Source organism: Actinomadura sp. WMMA1423 (assembly GCF_006547145.1).
Classification (GTDB): domain Bacteria; phylum Actinomycetota; class Actinomycetes; order Streptosporangiales; family Streptosporangiaceae; genus Spirillospora.
The window spans coordinates 421,601-443,837 of sequence record NZ_CP041244.1; the positions used below are offsets into that span (position 1 = coordinate 421,601).

At 71.0% G+C, this 22,237-nt stretch carries 25 protein-coding genes; 20 read left to right on the top strand and 5 right to left on the bottom strand.

From position 1 onward, the window contains the following. Positions 1–38 precede the first annotated feature (38 nt). Positions 39–980, top strand: a complete 942-nt coding sequence (locus tag FKD65_RS02065; protein WP_141575725.1) for an AraC family transcriptional regulator — start codon at positions 39–41, stop codon at positions 978–980. A gap of 26 nt (positions 981–1,006) precedes the next feature. Here the strand turns inward: FKD65_RS02065 and FKD65_RS02070 are convergent, their stop codons facing one another. Further along, the gene (locus FKD65_RS02070) at positions 1,007–1,714 is read right to left on the bottom strand and encodes a hypothetical protein (RefSeq protein WP_141575727.1); all 708 of its coding nucleotides are present in this window, start codon (positions 1,712–1,714) and stop codon (positions 1,007–1,009) included. On the opposite strand from FKD65_RS02070, the gene FKD65_RS02075 reads away from it, so the two are divergent. The 4 genes from FKD65_RS02075 to FKD65_RS02090 all read left to right on the top strand — a co-directional run bounded on the left by FKD65_RS02075 (position 1,706) and on the right by FKD65_RS02090 (position 3,826). Continuing rightward, complete coding sequence (locus tag FKD65_RS02075) at positions 1,706–2,182, top strand: hypothetical protein (protein WP_141575730.1); 477 nt, start codon at positions 1,706–1,708, stop codon at positions 2,180–2,182. The two genes, FKD65_RS02070 and FKD65_RS02075, sit on opposite strands and share 9 nt — an antisense overlap. Beyond that, entirely contained in the window at positions 2,179–2,466 is a 288-nt protein-coding gene (locus FKD65_RS02080; protein WP_141575732.1) for a hypothetical protein, read from the top strand. Before FKD65_RS02075 ends, FKD65_RS02080 begins: the two co-directional genes overlap by 4 nt. Further along, the gene (locus tag FKD65_RS02085; protein ID WP_141575734.1) at positions 2,463–3,020 is read left to right on the top strand and encodes a hypothetical protein; all 558 of its coding nucleotides are present in this window, start codon (positions 2,463–2,465) and stop codon (positions 3,018–3,020) included. Before FKD65_RS02080 ends, FKD65_RS02085 begins: the two co-directional genes overlap by 4 nt. Positions 3,021–3,442: 422 nt before the next feature. Beyond that, positions 3,443–3,826 carry a hypothetical protein gene (locus FKD65_RS02090; protein WP_141575736.1) on the top strand — a complete coding sequence of 128 codons (384 nt, stop codon included), beginning with the start codon at positions 3,443–3,445 and terminating at the stop codon, positions 3,824–3,826. Between the two features lie 514 nt (positions 3,827–4,340). Here the strand turns inward: FKD65_RS02090 and FKD65_RS02095 are convergent. Further along, the gene (locus FKD65_RS02095; RefSeq protein WP_141575738.1) at positions 4,341–5,294 is read right to left on the bottom strand and encodes a hypothetical protein; all 954 of its coding nucleotides are present in this window, start codon (positions 5,292–5,294) and stop codon (positions 4,341–4,343) included. Positions 5,295–5,297: 3 nt separating this feature from the next. After that, positions 5,298–5,723, bottom strand: coding sequence for a hypothetical protein (locus FKD65_RS02100; protein ID WP_141575741.1), 426 nt, complete (start codon positions 5,721–5,723; stop codon positions 5,298–5,300). Between the two features lie 258 nt (positions 5,724–5,981). Between FKD65_RS02100 and FKD65_RS02105 the strand changes: the two genes are divergently transcribed. Then, entirely contained in the window at positions 5,982–9,368 is a 3,387-nt protein-coding gene (locus FKD65_RS02105) for a CHAT domain-containing protein (RefSeq protein ID WP_205718515.1), read from the top strand. A gap of 187 nt (positions 9,369–9,555) precedes the next feature. Here FKD65_RS02105 and FKD65_RS02110 read toward each other — a convergent pair whose 3' ends face one another. Further along, the gene (locus FKD65_RS02110) at positions 9,556–9,783 is read right to left on the bottom strand and encodes a hypothetical protein (RefSeq protein ID WP_141575745.1); all 228 of its coding nucleotides are present in this window, start codon (positions 9,781–9,783) and stop codon (positions 9,556–9,558) included. Positions 9,784–10,000: 217 nt separating this feature from the next. On the opposite strand from FKD65_RS02110, the gene FKD65_RS02115 reads away from it, so the two are divergent. The 13 genes from FKD65_RS02115 (at position 10,001) to FKD65_RS02175 (ending at position 20,969) form a co-directional block, all read left to right on the top strand. Beyond that, positions 10,001–10,246 (top strand): hypothetical protein, encoded by a 246-nt coding sequence (locus FKD65_RS02115; RefSeq protein WP_141575747.1) that lies wholly within the window; start codon positions 10,001–10,003, stop codon positions 10,244–10,246. Between the two features lie 112 nt (positions 10,247–10,358). After that, a complete protein-coding gene (locus FKD65_RS02120; protein ID WP_141575749.1) occupies positions 10,359–11,552 on the top strand; it encodes a DUF2637 domain-containing protein in 1,194 nt (397 codons plus the stop codon). After that, the gene (locus FKD65_RS02125; protein WP_141575751.1) at positions 11,549–11,779 is read left to right on the top strand and encodes a hypothetical protein; all 231 of its coding nucleotides are present in this window, start codon (positions 11,549–11,551) and stop codon (positions 11,777–11,779) included. Before FKD65_RS02120 ends, FKD65_RS02125 begins: the two co-directional genes overlap by 4 nt. Continuing rightward, entirely contained in the window at positions 11,779–12,003 is a 225-nt protein-coding gene (locus tag FKD65_RS02130; protein WP_141575753.1) for a hypothetical protein, read from the top strand. Before FKD65_RS02125 ends, FKD65_RS02130 begins: the two co-directional genes overlap by 1 nt. Positions 12,004–12,242: 239 nt before the next feature. Beyond that, positions 12,243–12,602 carry a hypothetical protein gene (locus tag FKD65_RS02135; RefSeq protein ID WP_141575756.1) on the top strand — a complete coding sequence of 120 codons (360 nt, stop codon included), beginning with the start codon at positions 12,243–12,245 and terminating at the stop codon, positions 12,600–12,602. A gap of 17 nt (positions 12,603–12,619) precedes the next feature. Beyond that, on the top strand, positions 12,620–13,087 hold the full coding sequence (locus FKD65_RS02140; protein WP_141575758.1) for a hypothetical protein: 468 nt from the start codon (positions 12,620–12,622) through the stop codon (positions 13,085–13,087). Then, positions 13,087–14,046, top strand: coding sequence for a hypothetical protein (locus FKD65_RS02145; RefSeq protein ID WP_141575760.1), 960 nt, complete (start codon positions 13,087–13,089; stop codon positions 14,044–14,046). The genes FKD65_RS02140 and FKD65_RS02145 overlap by 1 nt, the downstream gene beginning before the upstream one ends. A gap of 32 nt (positions 14,047–14,078) precedes the next feature. Further along, complete coding sequence (locus FKD65_RS02150; protein WP_141575762.1) at positions 14,079–16,070, top strand: hypothetical protein; 1,992 nt, start codon at positions 14,079–14,081, stop codon at positions 16,068–16,070. Between the two features lie 26 nt (positions 16,071–16,096). Further along, the gene (locus tag FKD65_RS02155; protein ID WP_141575764.1) at positions 16,097–16,408 is read left to right on the top strand and encodes a hypothetical protein; all 312 of its coding nucleotides are present in this window, start codon (positions 16,097–16,099) and stop codon (positions 16,406–16,408) included. 44 nt (positions 16,409–16,452) lie between these two features. Beyond that, positions 16,453–17,511, top strand: a complete 1,059-nt coding sequence (locus FKD65_RS02160) for a site-specific integrase (RefSeq protein WP_141575767.1) — start codon at positions 16,453–16,455, stop codon at positions 17,509–17,511. A gap of 76 nt (positions 17,512–17,587) precedes the next feature. Further along, complete coding sequence (locus FKD65_RS02165) at positions 17,588–18,199, top strand: recombinase family protein (protein ID WP_141575769.1); 612 nt, start codon at positions 17,588–17,590, stop codon at positions 18,197–18,199. Positions 18,200–18,430: 231 nt separating this feature from the next. Then, a complete protein-coding gene (locus FKD65_RS02170) occupies positions 18,431–18,868 on the top strand; it encodes a hypothetical protein (protein WP_141575771.1) in 438 nt (145 codons plus the stop codon). Between the two features lie 439 nt (positions 18,869–19,307). Continuing rightward, the gene (locus tag FKD65_RS02175; RefSeq protein ID WP_141575774.1) at positions 19,308–20,969 is read left to right on the top strand and encodes a TROVE domain-containing protein; all 1,662 of its coding nucleotides are present in this window, start codon (positions 19,308–19,310) and stop codon (positions 20,967–20,969) included. 109 nt (positions 20,970–21,078) lie between these two features. On the opposite strand, the gene FKD65_RS02180 is transcribed toward FKD65_RS02175, so the two are convergent. Continuing rightward, positions 21,079–21,444, bottom strand: coding sequence for a hypothetical protein (locus tag FKD65_RS02180; RefSeq protein WP_141575776.1), 366 nt, complete (start codon positions 21,442–21,444; stop codon positions 21,079–21,081). A 307-nt stretch (positions 21,445–21,751) separates the two neighbouring features. Between FKD65_RS02180 and FKD65_RS02185 the strand changes: the two genes are divergently transcribed. Then, positions 21,752–22,150, top strand: coding sequence for a hypothetical protein (locus FKD65_RS02185; RefSeq protein WP_141575780.1), 399 nt, complete (start codon positions 21,752–21,754; stop codon positions 22,148–22,150). The last annotated feature ends 87 nt before the right edge of the window (positions 22,151–22,237 follow it).

Here is a 22,237-nt window from a genome sequence, read left to right on the forward strand (position 1 = left end):
GACGCTCGCCCGCATACGCGAGCGTCTACGCTGGCCTCATGGACGCCCTGGCCGAACTCCTCGACGGCCCGCGCGCACGGGGCGCGTTCATGCTGCGCTCGACCCTCGCCCCGCCCTGGTCGCTCCGGATCCAGGACGAGGCGCCGCTGACCCTTCTGTCCATGGTCAGGGACGAGGCGTGGCTGGTCCCCGACGAGGGCGCTCCGCTGCGCGTCGGCCCCGGCGACATGGCGGTCTTCCGGGGCCCCGACCCGTACACCGTCAGCGACGACCCGGCGACCGAGCCCCAGATCGTCATCCATCCCGGGCAGCGCTGCACCACCCCGGAGGGGACGAGCCTCTCGGAGGCCATGGACCTCGGCGTCCGCGCCTGGGGCAACGACCCCGACGGGTCGGCGGTCATGCTGATCGGCACCTACCAGATGCGCGGGGCCGTCACGCAGCGGCTGCTGGCCGCCCTGCCCCCGATGGCGGTGGTCCGCGGCGACACCTGGAAGTCGCCGCTCGTCGCCGTGCTCCAGGAGGAGATCGGCAAGGACGAGCCCGGCCAGGACGTCGTCCTCGACCGCCTCCTCGACCTGCTGCTCATCGCGACGCTCCGCGCCTGGTTCTCCCGCCCCGACTCCGCCGCGCCCGGCTGGTACCGCGCCCACGGCGACCCGGTCGTCGGCCCCGCCCTGCGGCTCCTGCACGACGACCTCGCGCACCCCTGGACGGTCGCGGACCTCGCGGCCGGCGTCGGGGCGTCCCGCGCCGCGCTCGCGCAGCGGTTCGCGAAGCTGGTCGGCGAGCCGCCCATGGCCTACCTCACCGGCGTCCGCCTCGCGCAGGCCGCCGACCTGCTGCGCGAGACGGACGCGACGCTGGAGGCGGTGGCCCGCCGGGTCGGCTACGGCACCGCGTTCGCGCTGAGCACCGCGTTCAAGCGCGCGCACGGCGTCAGCCCGCAGGGATACCGCGCCGGAGCGGCGGCCGGCTGACCGGCAGGCCCGCGCCGACCGGCCTCCTACTCCGGGACGTACAGGCGGATGTCGTCCACCCGCGCCGACCCCTCGTAGAAGTTCATGTGCGGGTCACCGATCATGAACCGGTCGGGGTAGGCGGACCCGGCCGGCCAGGTGTCGCGGTCGACGAGGGTGCCGCCCGGGCCCGTCCAGGTCCAGTCGGCGTTGAACCGGCCGTCGTACTCGCCCGGCTTCTGGTTGTAGTGCCAGATGGGCTCGCCGTCCTGGACGAACGAGCGCGTGTAGCGGAAGGTCGCCCGGCCGGCGTGCGCGAACACCCCGGACATCTCCATCGTGTACGCGCCGCCGCGCCGCTCCACCGCGAACGTGTACGGCTCCTCCGGCAGGAGTTCGGGCCTGAGGTCGACGGTCGAGACGATGGCGCCGCCCTTGCGCAGCCCGCACTCGCTCTCCATCAGGTACTCGGTGCCCGGCATCGCCGGGTAGCGGCGGTCGTCGGTCATGAAGATCGCGTTGACGCCGTTGCCCGTCCCGGCGGAGTACGGCTCGTACCGCCCGGTCGCCGGGTCGCAGTACAGCAGGCCCGTGCCGGCGTACTTGTAGCGGTTGTAGCCGAGGAACCTTGCCTGACCAACATCTGAGTCAGGGAGTTTCGCGATGCGATTCTGCTTCCGCTGCGGCGCTGGACGCCGCCCGCGCTGTCGGCCCAGCGCCGCCCCGACCAGCAGTCGAGGTCGTCGATGAGGCACAGTCATCTCCTCCTGGACGGTGAGCGCGCAACTGCTGAGCGGCTCGTCGGCCTCACCGCCGACATCACCACCCGCCAGGGCACCACCTACACCGCGGAGCTGGTCCGCGGCTACTACGCGGGCCAGGTGGTGCTGCGGCACGCCGACACCTGGGTCCAGATCGACGCCGCCGACATCACGACCGGCAGAACCCACGATGACATTCCGCCCGCCATCACGCGCACCGTTCGCGTCGCTGACCGCGGCACCTCCCGCTCCTACGAGGGCGTCACCATCCGGCGGGTCACGCTCGTGTGGACCTGCCCGTACTGCGGCCGGCCCCGCGGCGAGCCTCGCACCAGCCGCATCCCCGAGGACGGCGAGTACTACTACGCGGACGCGTGGAGCAACCCGTGCGCGCACACCGACATGTACGCCCAGGTCCTGGTCGAGGCCGGGGTGCATCTGGTCCAGCGGGTCGAGGCGTGACCCCTGCCCAGGAACCGGTGCGCCGGGTCGAGGAGATGACCGTCCGGATCCCCGACTACGGGCCGGGCCTGCACGCTGGCCCGCTCACGGTCACCACGATCACGGTCAAGACCCGCTGCCCCGTCTGCGGCGGCCCGCGCGGGAAGCCGACCCCGACCCTGCGTGGCGCCTACGGCCGAACCCACGAGATCGACGTGTGGACCAACGCCTGCGGCCACGTCGATCTGAACTCCGACGTACTCATCGAGGCGGGCGTCCACCCGCCCTACAAGGACCGGATATGACCATCGACATCGACGCCCCCGCCGTGCCCGGCGCCGAGGTGGGCGAACGCGTCGTCCTCACGTCACCCTCCGGCAGCGCCCGGCACGCCGGCGTGCTGCTCCCGCCCGTGAAGGCCGGCGAGCCGCACCGAGTCCACACCGACAAGGGCAAGGTCTTGCGCCTGGACGGCAGATGGCTTGCCGCCCCGGAGCGGTCGGCCGCCGAGCGGCGCAAGGACCGCCGCGTCCAGTACTGCGCCCAGGGCAGGCCGGTCTACCGGGCCGAGGATCTCCCCTCGCTTCAGCTCGCAACTATGACGATGCTGAGGACGCAGCTCCGCCGCCGACCCACCGAGGGGCAAAAGCCGATCGCGTCGTACAAGGCCTACGGCGGCAAGCTGTATGCGCCGCTGTACGCGGTGGCCGACACCGAGCGGATGCCGCCGCTGCCACCCGCAAGGCAGGCCGCGTGGGACCAGGCCCGCTCGCCCAGCGGTTCGGGCACGTCTGGCAGACCTACCACGGCACCGCGATCATCACCGGCCCGGAAATGCCGTCCGGTCTGGCCGACCTGAGCCAGGAGCAGGTGGCCCTGCTCCTGGACCTGATGGCCCGCGCCTAGCCCCCTTCAAGCTCCCTGACGGGTGGTGCCTGCCGACGACACGCACCACCCGTCAGGGCTCATTAGAAGAGTCCATGGTCCACCGCGACCATCGGGGGCGGGTGATCGCGCGCCCCAGCGGCAACACGATGTTCGATGTGCCCCCGACCACCCCCGACTACCGGGCTGAGCCTCGCCAGCTACGACACGATCCTCTACAGCATCTCCGGCGGCAAGGACGGCCAGGCAGCCCTTCACGCCACCGTCAAGGCCACCGAGCAAGCCGGCGTACTGGACGGGTGGAGACGGTGTTCGCCGACCTCGGCGAAGCCGACGAGGGGCCCGGCACCTGGGAGCTGGCCGCCGAGCAGGCGGCCCACTACGGGCCCCCACCACGTGGTCTACCGCAAGGTCACCGACACCCAAGGGAACGCACAGCAGCAGGGCCTCCTGGAGTACATCGGCTCCCGCTGGCAACAGCAGTGGCCGCTCCCCAACCAGCCCTACTGCCGATCGGAGATGAAACGCGACCCGATCGCCAAGCTCAAAACCCAGATCGCCGCCGCCCACCGCGCGGCCGGGATCACCGACCGACCCGCCAGGATCCTCGAGGTCATGGGGATCCGGGCACAGGAGTCCACCCCTCGCAGCAAACAGAAACCCTTCTCTGCCCGCCTCGCCGACAGCAATAGCAGACGCCACGTCGACGTGTGGCTGCCCATCCACCACCTCACCGAAGAACAGACGTGGGCGGTAGTCGACGAGGCCGACACCCGGTGACACTGGATCTACCTGTTCCTTGCTCGCCTGTCGTGCCGGTTCTGCATCGTCGCACCGCACGAGCAGCTCATCCAGGCAGCGCGCCTTGACCCGCAGGGTGCTCGGCAACGCGCCCGCCTGGCCGAGCGCATGGGGCACGACTTCAAGCACGGGCTGAATCTCTGGGACGTGATCGCCGAGGCCGAAGCACTCGGCCCGGTCGACACCAGCCGCCTTGCGCTCGCAGAAGTGGCGGCCCTGGAGAGCATGCACGCGCTGGGGCCCCGAGTTGACCATCGCGCTGGAGATTCCTGGGCTCGCCATTCCGGTGGTCCCTGCCGGGACGGGACCGGCAGCTGGGACGTCTGGTGGGTCATCACTTACGGGCTCGGCGTCTCAGCAGTGGTCCGGTGTCAGCCGCCAGTGTCCGCGTCGCTCGTTAAGCCGACAGCCTGTTCAGGGATCCCCGAAGAAACATCGTAGATATGCAGCTGGTTCTCCGCCGTCACGACTCGCCAGCAGGAAACGGGGCCCCTCATGGGGCCTGTACTGGGGGTGGTGGGAGTTGGGTGTGCAGGTGGTGGGTGAGGGTGTTGCCAAGGGCGGGGAGGGTGGCGTCGGTGGTGTCGATGCCGAGGTGTTCGGAGAGGGTGCGGGTATGCAGGCGGGCGGTGGCTTCGAGGAGGCGGGCGTAGATGTCGGTGGTGGTGCGGGTGCGGCGCCAGGCGGTCAGGGCGGTTCCGGCGGCGATGAGGGCGGCGGGCCACCACCACCAGGTGAGGGGGGCGTACAGGAGGGCCCAGCCGGTCAGAGTGGTGGCGGTGGTAAGAGCTTGGCGGGCGGTGGTGATTTCGGTGCGGGTGGTATCGGGCAGGTGCAGCCACAGAGACGGCCACACCGTCGGCAGGTCAAGGTTGAGGTCGCGGCGTAGCCGGAGGGTAACGGCGTGGATGCGGTCGCCGGTCCAGGTGGGCCGCTCAGGTTCTTCCAGGGCGATGCGGGTGAGGGCCCGGTAAGCGGCGTGCCGTTGTTCACGCTGGTTCGGATTGGGCTGGGTCCCGGCCTGGTGGGCTTGTCTGGCCTGGTCATATAGGCGGTGGTAGTCACTGTGGGCGCTATTCCAGTCATTGCGTCGGCTGGTGACCCTTTTTTCGGCCAGGCCGCGTAGCGGCCGCCACCAAGCCTGCCAGCCGGCCGCCAGCGCGAGGCGTTCGGTGACCGACCCGAGTGCTTGGGCGGCCAGCCCGACGGCTGCTGATGCGGCCAGGACGCCTGCCACCAGAACGACCTGCCCGCCGACGGTGGTGGCGGGCGGGGTTTTGGCCCAGGTGGTGAGGATGGTGATTAGCCGGTGCAGGTCCCCGGCATGGGCCCACCCCAGGGTGTAGGCGGTGGTGGCGACAGCCAGGTACAGGGCACCGGGCAGCACCAGAAGCGACAACCATCGTTCGGCGAGTTTCTTGCCGAGCTCGTTAAGGAACCCGCTCATCTATCAGAGGGTTTTCTGGCGGAGCTCCCGGCCGGTGATGGCGCACACCAGCGGGAAGACGGTGGTGTTGTCGGGAGTGCGGCCCGAGCAACGGCCCAGTGGGCACGGGTAGACAGGTTCGAACGGTGTTCCATCGTGGGTTCCGGCCAGGTTCACCCCTCGGTGACCGGATCGTACCTGTCCCCACAGGCCGAGCGGGTCGCCTACGTCCAGCAGGGCAGTGTGCAGATCTTCCAACGGTTCGGCCAGGTTGGCTCCCGCGGTGAACGCTTCCAGGACCAGCCGCAACGGTTCCGGGTCCCCATCCCCCTGCTGGTCGGGGTGGCCGCCGCGGCCCAGATCCTGACGGAGGGTCTCCAGCCGCTCGCACACCCACGCCATGGCGTCGGCGACCGGGTGGGCCGGTCGTGGTGGTTGTTGTTGGGGCACCCGATCTCCCTTGCACGCCGGTGCTGTTGGCCGAAGCCGCCCGAGGCAAAGGCCGCACCAGAGGGACGCCGAGGCCTGCGGGTGGGACAGGGCGACCATACCGGCAGAACACTCGCCAGGCCGCCGGATGTCACACTAACCTCACTATCGGTTCCGGGGGGCGGGGGAGAACGCTTGCCGATGGGGACACGGGAACAACTCTTACAAGCTGTACGGGCACGCTTGGGACGGGCTGAAGCCGCACGAGATCTGGCGCCGGTGTTGGAGGACGCGGCGCTCACCGAGGCGCAGCAGCTCACCGCGACCCTCAACGACGACGAAGTCGACCTGGAGGCTTCGTACCTGCTTGGCTGGCTGCACTGGTATCGGTACCAGGCGCTCCCCGAGGGGCGTGACCGCGAGGACTTTGAGAGCGCGGTCGCCAGGTTCACCCAATGCTTCATCCACGGAACCAGTGGCCTGCCCGAACTGCTGCTGCCCTACCTGGTCGGCCAAGTCGCCCTCACCGCCATGCGGCTGCACGAGCGGGCGCTGGGCTCGTCCGACCAGGACATGTTGACGGGCGCCGTGCAGCTGTGGCAGCGCATCCTGGGCGCCACCCCCACCGACCACGAAGACCACGCCGCATACCTGAGCAACTTAGGGGACGCGCTGCGAACCCGGTTCGAGCGCACTGGAGCCCAAGCCGACCTGGAAAGGGCAGTCGCTGCCGGGCACCAGGCGATACAGGCCACCCCCGACGACCACCCCAACCGCGCCACGATTCTGAACAACCTGGGGATCGCACTACAGGCCCGGTTCGAGCGGACCGGAGAGCAGGCCGACCTGGACCAGGCAATCACCACCGTAAGTCAGGCGATACAGGCCACCCCAAACGACCACCCCAACCGCGCCAAGTACCTGAACAACCTGGGGAACGCACTGCGGGCCCGGTTCAAACGAACCGGAGATCAGGCCGACCTGGACCAGGCAATCATCGTGGGGCAGCAGGCGGTACAGGCCACCCCCACCGACCACCCCACCCGCGCCACGATTCTGAACAACCTGGGGATCGCACTACAGGCCCGGTTCGAGCGCACCGGAGAGCAGGCCGACCTGGACCAGGCAATCACCACCGTAAGTCAGGCGATACAGGCCACCCCCGACGACCACCCCGACCGCGCCGCGTACCTGAGCAACTTGGGGGGCGACTTGCGGGCCCGGTTCGAGCGGACCGGAGATCAGGCCGACCTGGACCAGGCAATCATCGTGGGGTGGCAGGCAGTACAGGGCGCCCGCGCCGACCACCCCGACCGCGCCGCGTACCTGAGCAACCTGGGGATCGCGCTGCAGGCCCGGTTCGAGCGCACCGGAGCCCAAGCCGACCTGGACCAGGCAATCATCGTGGGGCAGCAGGCGGTACAGGCCACCTCCACCGACCACCCCTACTATGCAGGACACCTGAGCAACCTGGGGAACGCGCTGCAGGCCCGGTTCGAGCGCACCGGAGCCCAAGCCGACCTGGACCAGGCAATCACCACCGTAAGTCAGGCGATACAGGCCACCCCCGACGACCACCCCAACCGCGCCGCGTACCTGAGCAACCTGGGGAGCGACTTGCGGGCCCGGTTCGAGCGGACCGGAGATCAGGCCGACCTGGACCAGGCAATCATCGTGGGGCAGCAGGCGGTACAAGCCACCCCCACCGACCACCCCAACCGCGCAGGACGCCTGAGCAACCTGGGGAACGCGCTGCGCACCCGGTTCGAGCGCACCGGAGCCCAAGCCGACCTGGACCAGGCAATCATCGTGGGGCAGCAGGCGGTACAGGCCACCCCCACCGACCACCCCAACCGCGCAGGACACCTGACCAACCTGGGGAACGCGCTGCGCACCCGGTTCGAGCGCACCGGAGCCCAGGCCGATAGAGATAGGGCCGTAGCCGCCTATGCGGAAGCGGCAGAAGTCGGCTCGGCCGCTCCGTCCGCCCGGATCCACGCAGGGCGTGCGGCGGCGTCCTTGATCGCTGACATGCAGCCGGGTCGTGCGGCCGACCTGTTAGAGGGGGCGGTGCGGCTGCTGCCCGAGATCACCCCGCGGCAACTGGAACGCAGCGACCAGCAGCACGCGATCAGTGCCTTCCCCGGTCTGGGTTCAAAAGCGGCCGCGTTGGTGTTGGCCGACACCAGCGCACCTGCCGATCGGCGGGCAGTACGAGCACTGCAGCTACTGGAAGCCGCCCGGGCGGTGCTGCTCAGTCAGGCGCTGCACACCCGCAGCGACCTGACCGATCTACGCGACCAGTACCCGGGCCTGGCCGCCCGGTTCGTCGAACTACGTGACCTGCTGGACCGCCCCTCCGACACCGTGGTCCCCAACGGCACCGTGTTAGAAGGCGCCGGTTTCGGCCCAGGTCCGGCCACGACGCAGACGCACGACCGCCACCGCCTGGCCAGAGAATTCACCGACCTGCTGGCCCGCATCCGTGCCCTGAAGGGGTTCGCCTCCTTCGCTCAGCCCCCTGCCGCCCAGGACCTGCTGGACCAAGCAACCGGCGGGCCGGTGGTGGTGTTCAACATCAGCTCCCACCGCAGCGACGCCCTACTCCTCACCACCAGCGGCATCACCGCCCTGCAGTTACCCGGCTTGGACCAGGCCACGGTGATCGACCAAGTCAACACCTTCCACCAGGCCCTTACCGCCACCACCGACCCAGACGCGGACCGGATCGGCGCCCAAGCCACCATCAGGAACACCCTGGGCTGGTTGTGGGACAACGCCACCGAACCTGTCCTGCACGCACTCGGTCACTACCACCCGCCCGCCCCGGGCACGGTGTGGCCCCGGGTGTGGTGGGCGCCCGGCGGGCTGCTTGGCTTGCTGCCCGTGCACGCCGCTGGCCACTACACCCGAACCCCCGACATCGCCCACCGCACCGTGATGGACCGGGTCGTCTCCTCCTACACGCCCACCATCGGCGCCCTAGCCCACGCCCGCCGGCACACCACCACCCCCGGCCCCCACGATCGGTCGCTGATCGTCGCGATGCCCACCACCCCAGGCATCAGAGGCCGACTGGACAACGTGCCCGCCGAAGCCGCCATGCTGCAGACCCGCCTGCCCCGTCCGGATCTACTGGCCGAGCCCGACCCCTCCGGCACCGCAACGACGCATGCACCACCGATCCCGACCAAGACCGCCGTCCTCGCCCGCCTGGACCACTGTCGGATCGCGCATTTCGCCTGCCACGGGTCCACTCACCCCACCGACCCCTCCGCCAGCCGGCTGCTGCTGCACGACCACCGCGTAGACCCCTTCACCGTCGCCGCCCTGGCCCCCCTCGCCCTGGACCACGCCCACCTGGCCTACCTGTCAGCCTGCAGCACGGCTTTCACGGCCGACACTCGGCTGCTGGATGAGGCCATCCACTTGGCCTCAGCGTTCCAGCTCGCCGGATTCCCCCACGTCATCGGCACCCTCTGGCCCATCGACGACGCCTTGGCCGTCACTATCGCTGACACCTTCTACACCACCCTGACCGGCCGTGACGGCGCCCTGAACACCAGCCGGGCAGCCCACGCCCTGCACCACGCCATACGCACTGCACGCGCGACCTTCCCGATGACCCCATCACTGTGGGCCGCTCACATCCACGCCGGAGTCTGACGACCTGTCCGACCAGCAACCCCGGCAGCTTCCATTAGTCGGTGGCTGCTCGGCCTCGACGGCATCGCATTGGTCGAACTGGAGCGGCAGGTCAGATACGGGCAGACGCTGCGGCGCGCCTCCTGCGCGTGCCTCACGAACGGGTGATCGCGGGCACGGCGGGGAAGTCGGAAGTATTGGGCGGCAGCTAGGACTCGTCAGGGTCGTCCACACGCGGGGGGCGGGGCGGCGGCTCGTCGGACTCGTGCGCGCAGTACCGCAGCCATGCCTCGTAGTGGCTGTTCATGTTCCAGTCTTCGCCCAGCTGGGCGACGCCACGTGCAACGCGTTCATAAAGCTCCCGGTCGGGCCGCAGCGTCGGCCGCCACTTCTGCAGGTGGCGGTCTGCCTTGTTCCGCCGGTGCTTTTCTGCCATGTCACCGGGGATCGTCTCACGAGCGATTGCGGGCCGTAAACGACCGGCGTAGTCTCCTTCTAGTGGTGGACTGTCCACCACTCTGGCAGCCGGGGACCAGAGTCCCGGGAAACGACAAGGCCCTCACCGCATCAGGCCTAGGAAACCTGCGGTGAGGGCCTCGACCGGCGCCTTGCGGCGTCGGCCAGGCCAAGCCTTCCGACGAAAGGCGTGACCCATGGGTGAGAGTACCCGCCGAGGCGGGGCCGGCGTGCCCCCGATCCAGGCCGCCCCCGCTCCGACCCCGCTCCGGACTCCGCGGGAGTCGGGGCTCATAGTGCTGGCGTCCGGCGCGCTGGCCGTCATTGCCGTCGCCGGCATCGAGACCTACGGCATCCCGTACGTGGTCGCCGCGGCGTTGTCCGCCTCCGTCTCCTGTCTGGAGACGTGGTCGATGATCCGCAAGCCCGACCCGACCCGCTGATTCGCCGCCTCCAATCTGTCTCGACTGCGAGGCCACCCCGCCCTCCCCGTAGGGCCAGGGGTCGCCCCGTCGCGGTCGCCCCACTCGGCTACGACCCGACTAGGGATTCCTCATGACGACCTCGGCAGCTGCCGACCTCGACCCGACTTGCCCCGTCCCGCCCCGCCCCGGCCCGGCCGTGGACGTCGAAGCGCCCCGCCCCGACCCCGCGCCCTCGCTTCCCGCCTCGACCGCCCCGCCAGTCGAGGCGACCCCGACCGCCCGACTCGACCCCTCGGCGCCCGACCCGACCCGACCCGCTCCCGCCTCGGGCGGTTCTGTCCCCGACCGGGGCGAGCCGCAGCGGCGACGCGCCCGCCGGTCCCGGCCCGACCCGGACGACCAGCGGGACTGGGTCGTCGACCTCGGGATGGCGGTCGGGGGCGTCGCGGCGATCGTCGCGAGCTTCACCTTCCTGCGGGGGCTGGCGTACGACACCGGTTGGGGCCGGCTGGACTGGCTCCTGCCGGTCGACCTCGACACGGTGGTCATCACCGCTACGCGCGTCTGGCAGTCGAGGCACACCCGCTCACGCAGGGTCCGGAAGTTCGCCGCCCAGATCGCGGTCGGCGCGATCGTGCTCAGCCTCGCCGGCAACGCCTGCTACCACGCAATCCACGCCGATGCCTGGGACCCAGGCGAGCACATGTGGCTGCTGGTGGTGCTCGTGAGCAGCATCCCGCCGGTCTCGATCGCGCTGATCTCGCACCTGGCGGTGTTGCGGGGACGGGACCGGGAGTTCGCCGCCGAGGAGGCGAAGGATGCCGCCGCGCCCGACCCCGCCCCGACCGCCCCGGCCTACCCCGGCTCGGTCGGCCCGACCGAAGCCGACCCGCCCCGACCCGCCCCGACGGTCGACACGCCGAGCGACCACGTCCCTGACCGGTCGGATCAGGCGGCCCCGACCGACCCGACTCCGACCATCCCCGACCCGACCGGCGTGCCCGCGCCTCCCCCCGCCCCCGCCGAGTCGACCGCGCCCCACTCCAACTCGACCGGCCGCCCCGCCGCGAAGGCACCGAACCCCGACCCGACCGAACGGAAGCGTCCCGCTCCCGCCCCGACCGGCATGGGCGAGAACGACCCGCTCCTGACCGAGGCCCGAACCTTCGCTGCCGAGCACTTTGAGCGGACGGGACGCAAGATCGGAGCGGAGCCGCTCGCAACGCACTTCGCGATCGGGACCAAGCGGTCCCGGTTGCTGCGCGACGCTGTGCACGGCATCCGGGAGGTCGAACCCAAGGACGAGTCGGGGGGCGACTCGTGAGCACCCGGCGACTGCTGCTGACCCTCAAGCGGCGCGGGGAGCGGGTCGGGGACCCGGTGACGGTGGAGGCCGACCCGGACGCCCCCGACTGGATGCGTGACCATCTGGTCACCTTCGTGGAGCGGGAGGGGTTCCCCGCCGCCCGGGTCGCCGAGTTCACCCTGACGATCGAGGACGCCCCCCGCGGCCTACCGATCGTCTTCGCCGCGACCGAGAGGACCCGCTGATGGCCCGCCTCCGCCGGCGGGACCTGGTCCCCTACCGCCGCGACGACCTTTACATGGCCAGGATCCGCGAGGCCACCACCTGGCGCAGCCGCCTCGGCCACGCCGTGGACTACCTCAAGGCCTCGCTCAACGCCCACCCCGACGTGGCCGACCAGGTCGCCGAGGAGGCCGCCGCCGCCCTCGCCGACCTCGCACGAACCGTCAGCTTCGGAGACCGCAAATGAACACGAACAGTGACGCCTGCGAAGAGCAAGAGCAAGAGGCAATGCCCTTCGTCCCTGTCGAACGGGCCCCCCACGCGCAGGCGCGTCGTGCGCGCGTGCGCGCGCGAGAGGACGCTACCACGCCCGACGACACCCAGCGTGACGATCACTCCGGCGAGGAGCCGCCCCGGCGAGGCTCCCGCTCCTGGACTCTGGCCGGGCAGCCGCCGCTGACGACACCGCCACCCACCGTGCAAGCCATGAGCGACCGCGTCGAGGAGCGCGTCGACGCGCACGACGCACCACTCCCGCGCTTGGCGACCTTTCTCGGCTGGTACCTGGCGTGCGCGCTGTGCTGCGCCGTGCTCGTCCCCGCCCATCTGGCGCACCTGCCCTACGGGGGAGGCCCGCTGGTCTCGCTCGCCGACCTCGCGGGCCGCGTCCGGCAGACCGCGCGGCGGCAGCCGACCGGAGCCGCGGCCGCCGCCCACTACGCGGCCGGCAGCTGCTGCCTCGCGGTCTGCGCCGTCGCCTACGCCGTGGTGTACGCGATCCAGTACCCCGCCCTGCTGGTGCTGCTGGCGTTCTGCAGCGGCATCGCCTGGCTGACCACCCTCTGACCTCAGAAGGAAAGATCATGAACGGAATCGTCGCCGCCGGGACGACCGCGGGGGCCGCGACCGCCGCGGTGATGGCGTACGCCATCCGCTGGGCGCTGGCGGAAAAGCGGATCCTGCCGACCGTGCGGATGCTGATGATGCTTCTGGCCGGAGCGTGCGCAGCGGTGGCATTCGGCACGTGGGTCGTGATGGCGTTCGGGCTGCTCCGCCGGTTCGGCTCGGACAACCTTTCCGACGGCACCGCCGCGATCATCGTCGCGTTTCCGGCCGTGGCCGTACTGATCAGCGGCATCTTCGTTGCGCACAGCCTGCACCCGAAGAACAAGCCAGCGACCCGGGACGAGTGGGCGGCGTTCATCTTGCCGCTCGCGTTCGTCATGGGTATCGGTGGCGCGCTCGGCGCGGTAGGCGACAGCCTGACCCACGGCGCCAGCGACATGGCCGTGAACATGGCCGCGTACCTGGTCGGCGGGGCGGGCCGCTGATGGACCGGGCAGCCGCCGCCGCGCTCGCGGTCGCGTTCACCGCCTGGATGGGCTGGGTCGGCTACGTCCACTCGGAGGAGTGGGTCAAGACCGCTAAGCGGTGGCGCGCCGGGCTGACCGGCGACGGCTACGCGCGCTGGGCCGCCAAGCACGACGGCGAGGCCGCAGAGGTGCTGCTGTCGGCCGTGGCGACCGTGACGCGCCAAACGACCCGCGCAGCTCGTGCAACGCAGTCGTTCGTCCGCCGCCGCTCCGTACGGCCCGCCCCAGGATTGCCCGCACCGTCCGAGAGCACCGACCCGACCGGCGACGCCCAGCCGGACACCCCGCCCGAACCCGCCAGGCAGGACCCGGCCCCCGACCCCGCACCCGACCCCGATGAAGCCGGCGTCCCGGACCCGCCGGACACCGGTCCGACACCTGAGGCCCCGACCCGCCCCACACCCGGCCCTGCACCCGACCCCGCCCCGCTTGGAGAACCCATGTCCCTCACAAACCGACCGACCAACGGTGAGATCGTCGGCCTGCAGGCCGTCCTGGCGAACTGGGGCCGCCTGGTCACCGCGGGGACCACCCACCACGCCCAGGCCGGACAGGTCACCAAGTCCGCGAGCAATATCGCCGCGGCCTCCGAGGCGCTCTGCTCGCAGATCAACGAGACGCTGACGCTGCTGTCGCAGCTGGAGCACGCCTGCTACCGGCACAAGCTGGAGCCCGCCGCGCTGACGCGCGTGCACGAGGCCATGGAAGCCGCCGGCGCCGCGCTCAACGCGCAGCGACGCGCCCACAACGAGCTGGGCGCCGCTGCCACCAGCCTGCGCACCGCCGCCGCCGCGCAGGGCACGGCGGTCCAGGCGTACCGAGCGGCGCTCGACTACCTCAACCGCACGCACCGGATCAAGGCCGAGGTCGAGGCGGGCACCGGTGCGCGCTCCGACCGCGACTTCGGCACCACCTGAACCGCACACCACCAGGAGGAGGGAAGACGCCGATGGGCAAGCGGAGCCGGGAACTCGCAGAGATGCGGCAGGAGATGGAGCTGCTGCGCGCGCAAGTCGCCGCCCAGGCTGAGGCTGCACCGCCTACGCCCGTGCCCCGGGAAGGCCTCGATGCCCGCGGCCTCGGCGGGCAGCGCGCCGACCGGTTCACTCGCCGCACGTTCCGGCACCGCAAGCACCTCGCGCCGCTGGCCCTGATGGGCGGCCTGCACGCCGCTGCGGCGGCGGCGCACGCCACCTCGGCCGCCCCGCCGGTCGTCGCCGGCGCCGCAGCCGGCGCCGGCCTGGTGTGGTGGGGGCTGCGCGGGCGACGCCGCCTCGACCGGGCACCAGAGCGGCTGTACGGCGCGACGGTGTGGGCGGCCGGCACTGCATGGGCGACAGCAGCGACCGGAATCGGAGTGACCGCAGTCGACAGCGCGCTGTGGACCACCGGCGCGGCGCTGGCCGTCCCGTGGTGGGTGCATCACCGGGTCCGTCCCCGCCGCCCCGAACCCGAAGCGCCCGCGCTGGGGTGGGTCGAGGAGATCCGCGAGGTCTGGGCCGCGCGTGTCGCATGCCCGCAGGGCCCCTTGCCCGGCTCACGGCTACTGGACGTGCGTGAGAGCCCTGGCGGGTGGCGCGCGACGATCGAACTCGAGGACGGCACCTCCGACACCGCCCAGGCCCGCGTGAAGGACATCGGAGCGCGGCTGAAGCTGCGCGCCGATCAGCTGTCGATCGAGCCGCACCCGCACGGCCTGCACCTGGCGGTGATCCTCGTCCAGCCAGACAACCCGCTGGCCACGGTGCGGCACTGGGAAGGCCCCACCCTGGACGTCCACACCGGGGTATCGCAGATCGGCATCTACGCCGATCTGGAGCCGGTCCGGTACCGGCATTGGCGGCGCGGGCACGGCCCCGTCCACACCCTCATCGCCGGGACTACCGACGCGGGCAAGTCCGCGCTGGTGAAGATGCTCCTCGCCGAGGAGCGCCACTCGGGGCTGGTGCTGTCGTGGCTAATCGACCCGCAGCGCGGCCAGTCCTACTCCGGCTGGAAGAAGTCCGTGCACCGGTTCGCCGGCACGCTGCCCGAGGCCCGCAAGCTGCTGTTCCAGGCGCGGGCCCGCATGTACGCCCGCAACGAGCTGCTCTCCAACCTGGAGTGGACGGACGAGCGGGGCCGGCTCATCGAGGGCGTGGAGGACTTCACGCCGGGCGACCCCCGCCACGGCCTGCCGCTGCTCGCGATCACGATCGACGAGGCGCAGGTCATCCTCTCCGACGACATCTGCTGCGCGCTGGTCGAGGAGATCATCGCGATGTCCCGCAAGTGCGGGATCAAGATCAGACTTCTCACCCAAGTCCCGCTACAGGGGTCGCTGGGCGACTCGCAGCAGATCAAGGACGCCGTCGCGTCCGGCAACGTGGTCGTGCTCCGTACCGCCAACCCCCTGTCCGGTGGGGCGGCGTTCAATGGCGCGATGCCCGTCGATCCCGTGATGCTGCCGAAGGAGTGGCCGGACGGGACATCCACCAGCGGGCTGGGGTTCGTTTTCGCGCCGGGCGCGGATCGGCCGACGACCATGCGGACGCTTCTGCCCGTCGACGCCTACGGCTGGTCGCAGTCCGGTGAGCCCGCCGTCGCCGATGACGTGGTGGGGGAAGTTCCCGAGCTCGACGAGGACGGTCGGCCGATACCGCCTCCGATCGAGGAGACCTCCCCGGCCACCGCGGCGGCGGGGGAGGCTCACGCCGCCGCCAAGCCGCGGGCCCGGGACCGGGTCCTGGCGCTGTTCGCCGACGGTCGCAGCCGCACGGCGATCGAGGTCAAGCAGCACTTCTACTCGCTGCCCGAGGCCGAGCAGATCGCCGGCCGCACGGTCGTGCTCGCCCTGCAGCAGCTCACCGAGGCCGGGCTCCTGAACCACCAGGAGCGCGGCCCGTACCAGATCAGCGACGCTGGCCGCGAAGCTGTCGCGCCGCGGCTGGCCGCAGTTTGAACACCATCGAACAGAGGAGAACGACGATGATCACCGATTCGGTTCGCGTGCCCGCCCGCCGTCCGGCGCCCCGCCCGCGCCCGCCTGCGCGCCGTGCGGTGCAGCCCGTGGGGGCGTGGGACGACGTCGACCGGACGCTGCTGTCGCAGCTGGCCGGCGGGGCGCTGACGATGGAGCGCCTCGCGGTCGCTGCCGGGTGGTCGCCGGGCCTGGTGAAGGATCAGCTGATCGCCTACGCCGCGCGCGGCCTGGTGGTCAAGGACGGGCAGACCGGGCGGTACGAGCTGACGTCGGCGGGCCGGGAGCGTCTCTCCGCCCTGACCAGCGGATCAAGGTGACTCGACAGAACGCCAATTCCCATCAGTCACATGATCGTTTCGGTATGTCCGCGATGACCGGAACGCTCCCCCGCGACGGCCAGGCGCTGGCGGTGCCGGTTGTGCGCGGCCCCGCCGGGCTGGTCCTGGCCGAGCGACCGGACCCGTGCCCAGCGGCCACCTACGTCGACTCGCTCGACTCGGCCGCCTCCCGCCACACGATGCGCCAGCGCCTCCACAAGGTCGGCGCGCTGATGATCACCGTCCCGGAGGGGGAAGCCACTCCCCCACCCGAACAGGTCGCGTGGTGGCTGCTGCGGTTCGAGCACACACAGGCGATCCGCGCCGCGCTCCGCGAGGAGACCACACCGAAGGGCGAGAGGTGGTCGCCGGCGTACGTCAACCAGCACCTGGTGGCGCTGCGGTGCGTGCTGCGGTTCTCTCGCCGCCACCAGCTCATGTCCGCGGACGACTTCGAGGCAGCCGCCGACGTCGCGCCCGTGCGGGGGCACCGCGAGCAGGCAGGGCGCGCCGTCGGCGAGGACGAGATCGACAAGCTGTTGCGCGCGTGCCTCGCCGACGACGACAACCCCGTGCGCGGGGTCCGGGACGCGGCGCTCATCGCCCTCATGCACGCGACCGGCGTCCGCCGCGAGGAAGCTGTGCTGGCCCGCCGCGCCGACTATGACGCCGCTCGGCGCACACTGCGGATCGTCGGGAAGGGCAACAAGCAGCGCACCGTCTACGTCCACAAGCGCGCGGCGGAGTGGCTCAACGCCTGGCTCGCGCTGCTGCCGGCGGGCCCGGGGCCGCTGTTCCGGCCCGTGCACTGGGCCGGAACAGTCCAAGCCCGCGGACTCAAGCCCAGCTCGGTGAACTACATCATCACGACACGCTGCACGGAGGCGCGCGTCGCGGTGTTCACCCCGCACGACCTGCGCCACACATTCATCTCCAACTACCTCGCCGTCGGCGGGGACGTCGTGCTGGCCCAGCGACAGGCCGGGCACGCCAGCGTCGCCACCACCGCCGGCTACGACCGCCGCGACGACGTCGTTCTGCAGGAGACCGTGGAACTGCTGTACCTCCCGACGCCAGCGGAGCTCCACGCGCTCGCCGCCTAACCCCCGACCAGGCCTCCACTGGAGGCCCTTCCCCGACAATGGCGCTACGGCGCCCCGAAACACACGAAGGACGATCATGAACACCGTCATCTACCTCCGCATCGCGGAGGGCATGAGCAGCGACCTGAGCCGCGCTGAGGACGCGTGCCGCGCGCTCGCGGCCCGCCGGGGCTGGGAGGTCACCGAGGTCTACCGGGACGTCGCCAGCGGTATGGACAACAACCGGCCGGGCTACGTGCGGCTGAAGGAGACGATCGCGGCCGGCCAGGTCACCCGCGTGATCAGCATGTCGCCGGAGATGCTGACCCGGGACCACGCTGAGGCCGAGCGCCTGGTGCAACTCGCCGACGAACACGGCGTCCAACTGCACGGCGTGTGGAGCGATGCGTCGCTGATGGGTGCGCCCCGGGCCGAGGTCGAGGCGGCCATGGCCTCCCGCGTCGCGGTCGACCGCGTGGACGAGCCTGGCGACGAACGCGTCGAGGTCTTCGTGATGATGACGTTCGGCGAGTTCGCCGAGCTGGTGTTCGGGACCCGCACGACGGAGAACCCGCTGCGGGTCCCGGCCGTCGACATCGTCCGCGACACCGGTGTCCCGCTCGCCGAGCTGCCGGGCAAGCGGTTCACCGCGGTGGCGACCGAGGACCCCGAGCACGGGCAGCGCGTCACCGCCTATCGACGCGCCTGACCGCTCCCCCGGCGCGGTCTGTCTGCGGCCCGTCGCCCGTTGTCGCGGGTGGCGGGCCGTTTCACGTGCCGGCTCCCTGGCCCGGACCAAATCTCAAGAAAAGCCTTGCGTTACGTATGGGTTTTCGGTAGTGTTTGTGATGTCGGAACGGAGCGGGGGTGACAGCCCCTCCGGACCGGCGGGTCCCGGAATCTGCCGGTGATCCTTGACAACTCCAGAGAGGGCTTCCAGGTGGAAGACGAATTCGCGGGCAAGTCGCGCGAGGACTTCCTGACCACGGTCGTTGTGATGTGGGAGATGCTGCGTGAGCTGTGCTCCCGCTTCCCGATCCCGGTCGGGCTCCCGGAACTGCTGGTCGATGCCCCCGCCTCCGTCCAGGAGGCGTGCGCTGCGGTCCAGCGAGCACGGGATGAACTGCTCCCCGCGCAATCCCTCCCCGCCACGACGGAGGCGCTGATCGCCGAGGGGGCGCTGGAAATGCTCCACGCGCTCCTGATGGTCCAGCACACCGACGTGTTCGGGTTCACCGAATGGCACGCGGAACTGTGGTTCCGCTGCCTGGAGCGAGTCAGGTTCATGTGCGTGCGCACGACCGGCTCGCTCAAGCTGATGGCCAGGGAAGAGCGAGACCGCTTCCCCGGCACCGGCGAGCCGCCCGAGCAGGAGTGACCAAGACGGCCCCCGGCATTCCAGCCGGGGGCCGTTCCCATGTCCGCCCACCGCCCCGTCTAGCCCTCTATAAACGCGTCTAGGGTCACGCTCCCCACACCTGCCGATATGAGCATGCGCTGCCCACCTACGTCGCCCTACGGTCGATCACGCGCGTCAGGCCCGGCGTCCGCACGGGTTGAAGCCCGTCGGTTACCTCGGCATGGACCCTCGGTGGGCGTTCCCTCATCCGTGCGGGCACCAGGCCTGACGCGCAGGGGGAAGCGGGGCGGGTTGACGCCCGTCGGTTATCGAATCCCAACTGGGCGTCCAGGTTCGATTCCTGGGGCCGCTACGGCGGTCTGGTGTAACGGCAGCACACCAGTCGAATGAACCCGGTGGGCACCACCTCATCCGCTCCCGCTCCCCTCCCCCGCTTCCCGGCCGGCCTGGAGCCCTCATGCGTGACCCGCTCGCCACACCGACCGCCCACCGCACCCCGCAGACCCGGCCCTTGCCCGGCCGAGAGGCCGACCAGGTTCACAACGCCGCAGGCGGCTACACCTTCGCGCTCGATCTGTGGAGGCGCCTGGAGGATTTCATCGTCCTCGGCACCGCTGGCGGCACCTACTACGTGAACGCCAGCGAGCTGACGGCCGGCAACGTGGCCGTCGTCGACGAGGCGATCCGCGCCGATGGTCCCCGCGCCGTCGCTGTCGCCGAGCAGGTGTCGACCGCTCGGCCGCCGCGCGCCCCGTCCAACCGCGGTGCCCTGTTCGTCCTGGCCGCCGCGCACGCCAGCGGCGACACCCCGACCCGCCAGGCCGCCGCCAGCGCGCTTCCCAACGTCGCACGGACGACCGAGCACCTGGCAACGTGGTTCGGGTACTACAAGCAGCTCGGCGGCAAGCCCGCAGGAACCTCCACGAAGATCCGGTCGCGGCGGTCCCTCCGCCGCGCCATGGCCAGCACCCTCATGGGTGATGAGGTGGAGGCGGTGGCGTACCGGGCGTGCAAGGCGATGCAGCGCCGCACGCCGCAGGCCGAGCTGTTCCATCTTCGGGACGTCCTGCGTCTCGCCCGGCCGAACCCGGTGACGTCACAGCGGCGGGCGCTGTTCGGCTGGATCACTGGTGCCGTCCCCGACCAGGAGGCACGCGAGCGGGTCGCTCGGGTCGACGACTTCCTCACCGCGCAGGCGGCCGGCTCCGTGCGGGAGGTCCGCCAGATCGTCGCCGCGCGCGGCGTGCCGTGGGAGTTCTTGCCCGACCGGTGGCTGACCGAGCCGGAGGTGTGGGACGCGCTGATCGACACGATCGGTGTCACCGCGCTGCTGCGCAACCTCGGCCGCATGACCCGGCTCGGCACCCTGACGCCCCTCGGCGATGCCGTCCGCCGCGTTCGTGCGCGGCTCACCGACGCCGAGGCGCTCGCCGCCGCCCGTATCCACCCCATGACCGTGTACCTCGCGCTCGCCGCCTACAGGGCGGGCAAGACGCCCACCCGGCCCGGCAAGCAGCCGCAGTCCTGGACGCCCGTGGCGGCGGTCTGCGACGCGCTGGAGGAAGCGTGGGAGCTGTCCTACGGCCACACCGAGCCGTCCGGCGCGCGGCTGCTGATCGCCGTCGACGCCAGCGGCTCGATGGGCTGGGAGCAGGTCCTCGCGAACGGCACACCGGTCGGCAACGCCTACGAGGTGGCGAACACGTTGGCCGCGATCATGATGCGGATCGAGCGCGGCAACGCCCACTGCATTGAGGTCACCACCGGGATGCGCCCGTCGCCGATCACGGCCCGCACGAGCCTCACCGAGATCCAGCGGCGGCACCCCTACGGCGGCGGCACCGACCTGTCGGTGCCGTTCGCCTGGGCGCTGGCCGAGCAGGTCGAGGCGGACGGCGTCCTGGTCCTCACGGACAACGTCACGTGGGCGGGAGACCGGCACCCGTCGCAGGCGCTCGATGAGTACCGGCGTCGGGTCTCCCCCGCAGCGCGGCTGGTGGTGGCGGGCATGTCCCCGACCGGTGAGTCGATCGGAGACCCCCGCGACCCCGGCGTTCTGAACGTCGCCGGCCTCGACGCGAACCTGCCGGCGCTCGTCACCGAGTTCATCCGTCCCTGACCCCACGGATCTCCGGGCCACCCCTCCGGCGCCCGGACAAGCAACGGCCCGTCTCCGCATTGGACCCCCCGATGCTGCGGAGACGGGCCGTTGCGCTTCGCGCCGCCGGTCACGCGTTCTTCGGCGGTCGTCCGGTCCTACGCTCCCACCGACTGTTGAACGCCTCGATCGACGCCCGGGTGAAGACGCGGCCCCGGGTCAATGACGCGACCGGGCGAGGGAAGTCCAGGCTCGGCGTGGCGGCGAGCTCGGCGATGCGAGGGCGCTGGACGCCCAGCAGTTTCGCGGCCCCCGTGTCGTCGACCAGGTCGAGCGGCGCGGGGTGCGCGGCCAGATGGGCCGCCTCGTCCGCACGGAGGACTTCGGCCCCTACGACGGTGCTCGTGCCGGGCCATTCGGAGAACGCCGCGGCGACCGCCTCGGTCGCGGCGGCGGTGGCGGCGGGCAGATCGTCCGCGTGAACGGTGAGCTGCACTGCGGCACTGCCGTGTCGGGGGTCACGGTCGGCCAGGGTGAGGCCTTCGGGCAGCGGTGGCGCGGTGTCGGCCTCCGCGGCCGGCCCGGTGATCCTGAGCCTTACGGTTGCGGCCCATGCTTCCATCGGGTCTCTCCTGTGGGTGTCTGTGCTGGTGAGAACACCATACCAGAAAAAGTCTTGCGTTACGTATGGGTTTTCGGTAGTGTTTGTGATGTCGGAACGGAGCGGGGGTGACAGCCCCTCCGGACCGGCGGGTTCCGGAATCTGCCGGGACTCTTGACAACTCCAGAGAGAAGGTACTGACGTGGCAGACGACCACGCCGAGTCCAAGCGGTGGGACGACCTGACCGACCAGATGGTGACCATCTACGGCATCATCCGGACGGTCCTGGCCCACCTGCCGCTCCCCATCGGCCTCGTCCACTGGGACCGGGAGTGGGAGAAGGAGGATTCGGTCCGCGCCATCTTCGCGCTCAACCGCGCGCGTATGGAGCTGCTCGATGCGCAGCCGATCGAACAGCGGCACAAGGATCTGCTCCAGAAGGCCATCGTCGACTGGCTGCTGGGCTTCGACCTCATCGCGATCATCGCGGCGGCGGGAGATCCTGGCAGCTGGCGGATGGACGGCCTGGAGCACCTGATCCGGCGAGCGGAGCTCGCAGCCGGGCAAGTCGCGCTCGACCTCGACCTCGGCGAGGACTAACGGCGAGGTGCCCCCGGTAGCCAACCGGGGGCACCCGCCCGTCTCCCACGTCACCCACCTCTGGGCTCATCCGAAGGGAGCCAACCC

Bases quoted from the DNA above. Each gene is read 5' to 3' on its own strand.
- FKD65_RS02140 (WP_141575758.1), top strand. From the start codon at position 12,620: ATGAACGGAATCGTCGCCGCCGGGACGACCGCGGGGGCCGCGACCGCC.
- FKD65_RS02120 (WP_141575749.1), top strand. From the start codon at position 10,359: ATGACGACCTCGGCAGCTGCCGACCTCGACCCGACTTGCCCCGTCCCG.
- FKD65_RS02165 (WP_141575769.1), top strand. From the start codon at position 17,588: ATGAACACCGTCATCTACCTCCGCATCGCGGAGGGCATGAGCAGCGAC.
- FKD65_RS02065 (WP_141575725.1), top strand. From the start codon at position 39: ATGGACGCCCTGGCCGAACTCCTCGACGGCCCGCGCGCACGGGGCGCG.
- FKD65_RS02155 (WP_141575764.1), top strand. From the start codon at position 16,097: ATGATCACCGATTCGGTTCGCGTGCCCGCCCGCCGTCCGGCGCCCCGC.
- FKD65_RS02110 (WP_141575745.1), bottom strand. From the start codon at position 9,783: ATGGCAGAAAAGCACCGGCGGAACAAGGCAGACCGCCACCTGCAGAAG.
- FKD65_RS02175 (WP_141575774.1), top strand. From the start codon at position 19,308: ATGCGTGACCCGCTCGCCACACCGACCGCCCACCGCACCCCGCAGACC.
- FKD65_RS02145 (WP_141575760.1), top strand. From the start codon at position 13,087: ATGGACCGGGCAGCCGCCGCCGCGCTCGCGGTCGCGTTCACCGCCTGG.
- FKD65_RS02130 (WP_141575753.1), top strand. From the start codon at position 11,779: ATGGCCCGCCTCCGCCGGCGGGACCTGGTCCCCTACCGCCGCGACGAC.
- FKD65_RS02160 (WP_141575767.1), top strand. From the start codon at position 16,453: ATGTCCGCGATGACCGGAACGCTCCCCCGCGACGGCCAGGCGCTGGCG.
- FKD65_RS02150 (WP_141575762.1), top strand. From the start codon at position 14,079: ATGGGCAAGCGGAGCCGGGAACTCGCAGAGATGCGGCAGGAGATGGAG.
- FKD65_RS02085 (WP_141575734.1), top strand. From the start codon at position 2,463: ATGACCATCGACATCGACGCCCCCGCCGTGCCCGGCGCCGAGGTGGGC.
- FKD65_RS02095 (WP_141575738.1), bottom strand. From the start codon at position 5,294: ATGAGCGGGTTCCTTAACGAGCTCGGCAAGAAACTCGCCGAACGATGG.
- FKD65_RS02115 (WP_141575747.1), top strand. From the start codon at position 10,001: ATGGGTGAGAGTACCCGCCGAGGCGGGGCCGGCGTGCCCCCGATCCAG.
- FKD65_RS02135 (WP_141575756.1), top strand. From the start codon at position 12,243: ATGAGCGACCGCGTCGAGGAGCGCGTCGACGCGCACGACGCACCACTC.
- FKD65_RS02075 (WP_141575730.1), top strand. From the start codon at position 1,706: ATGAGGCACAGTCATCTCCTCCTGGACGGTGAGCGCGCAACTGCTGAG.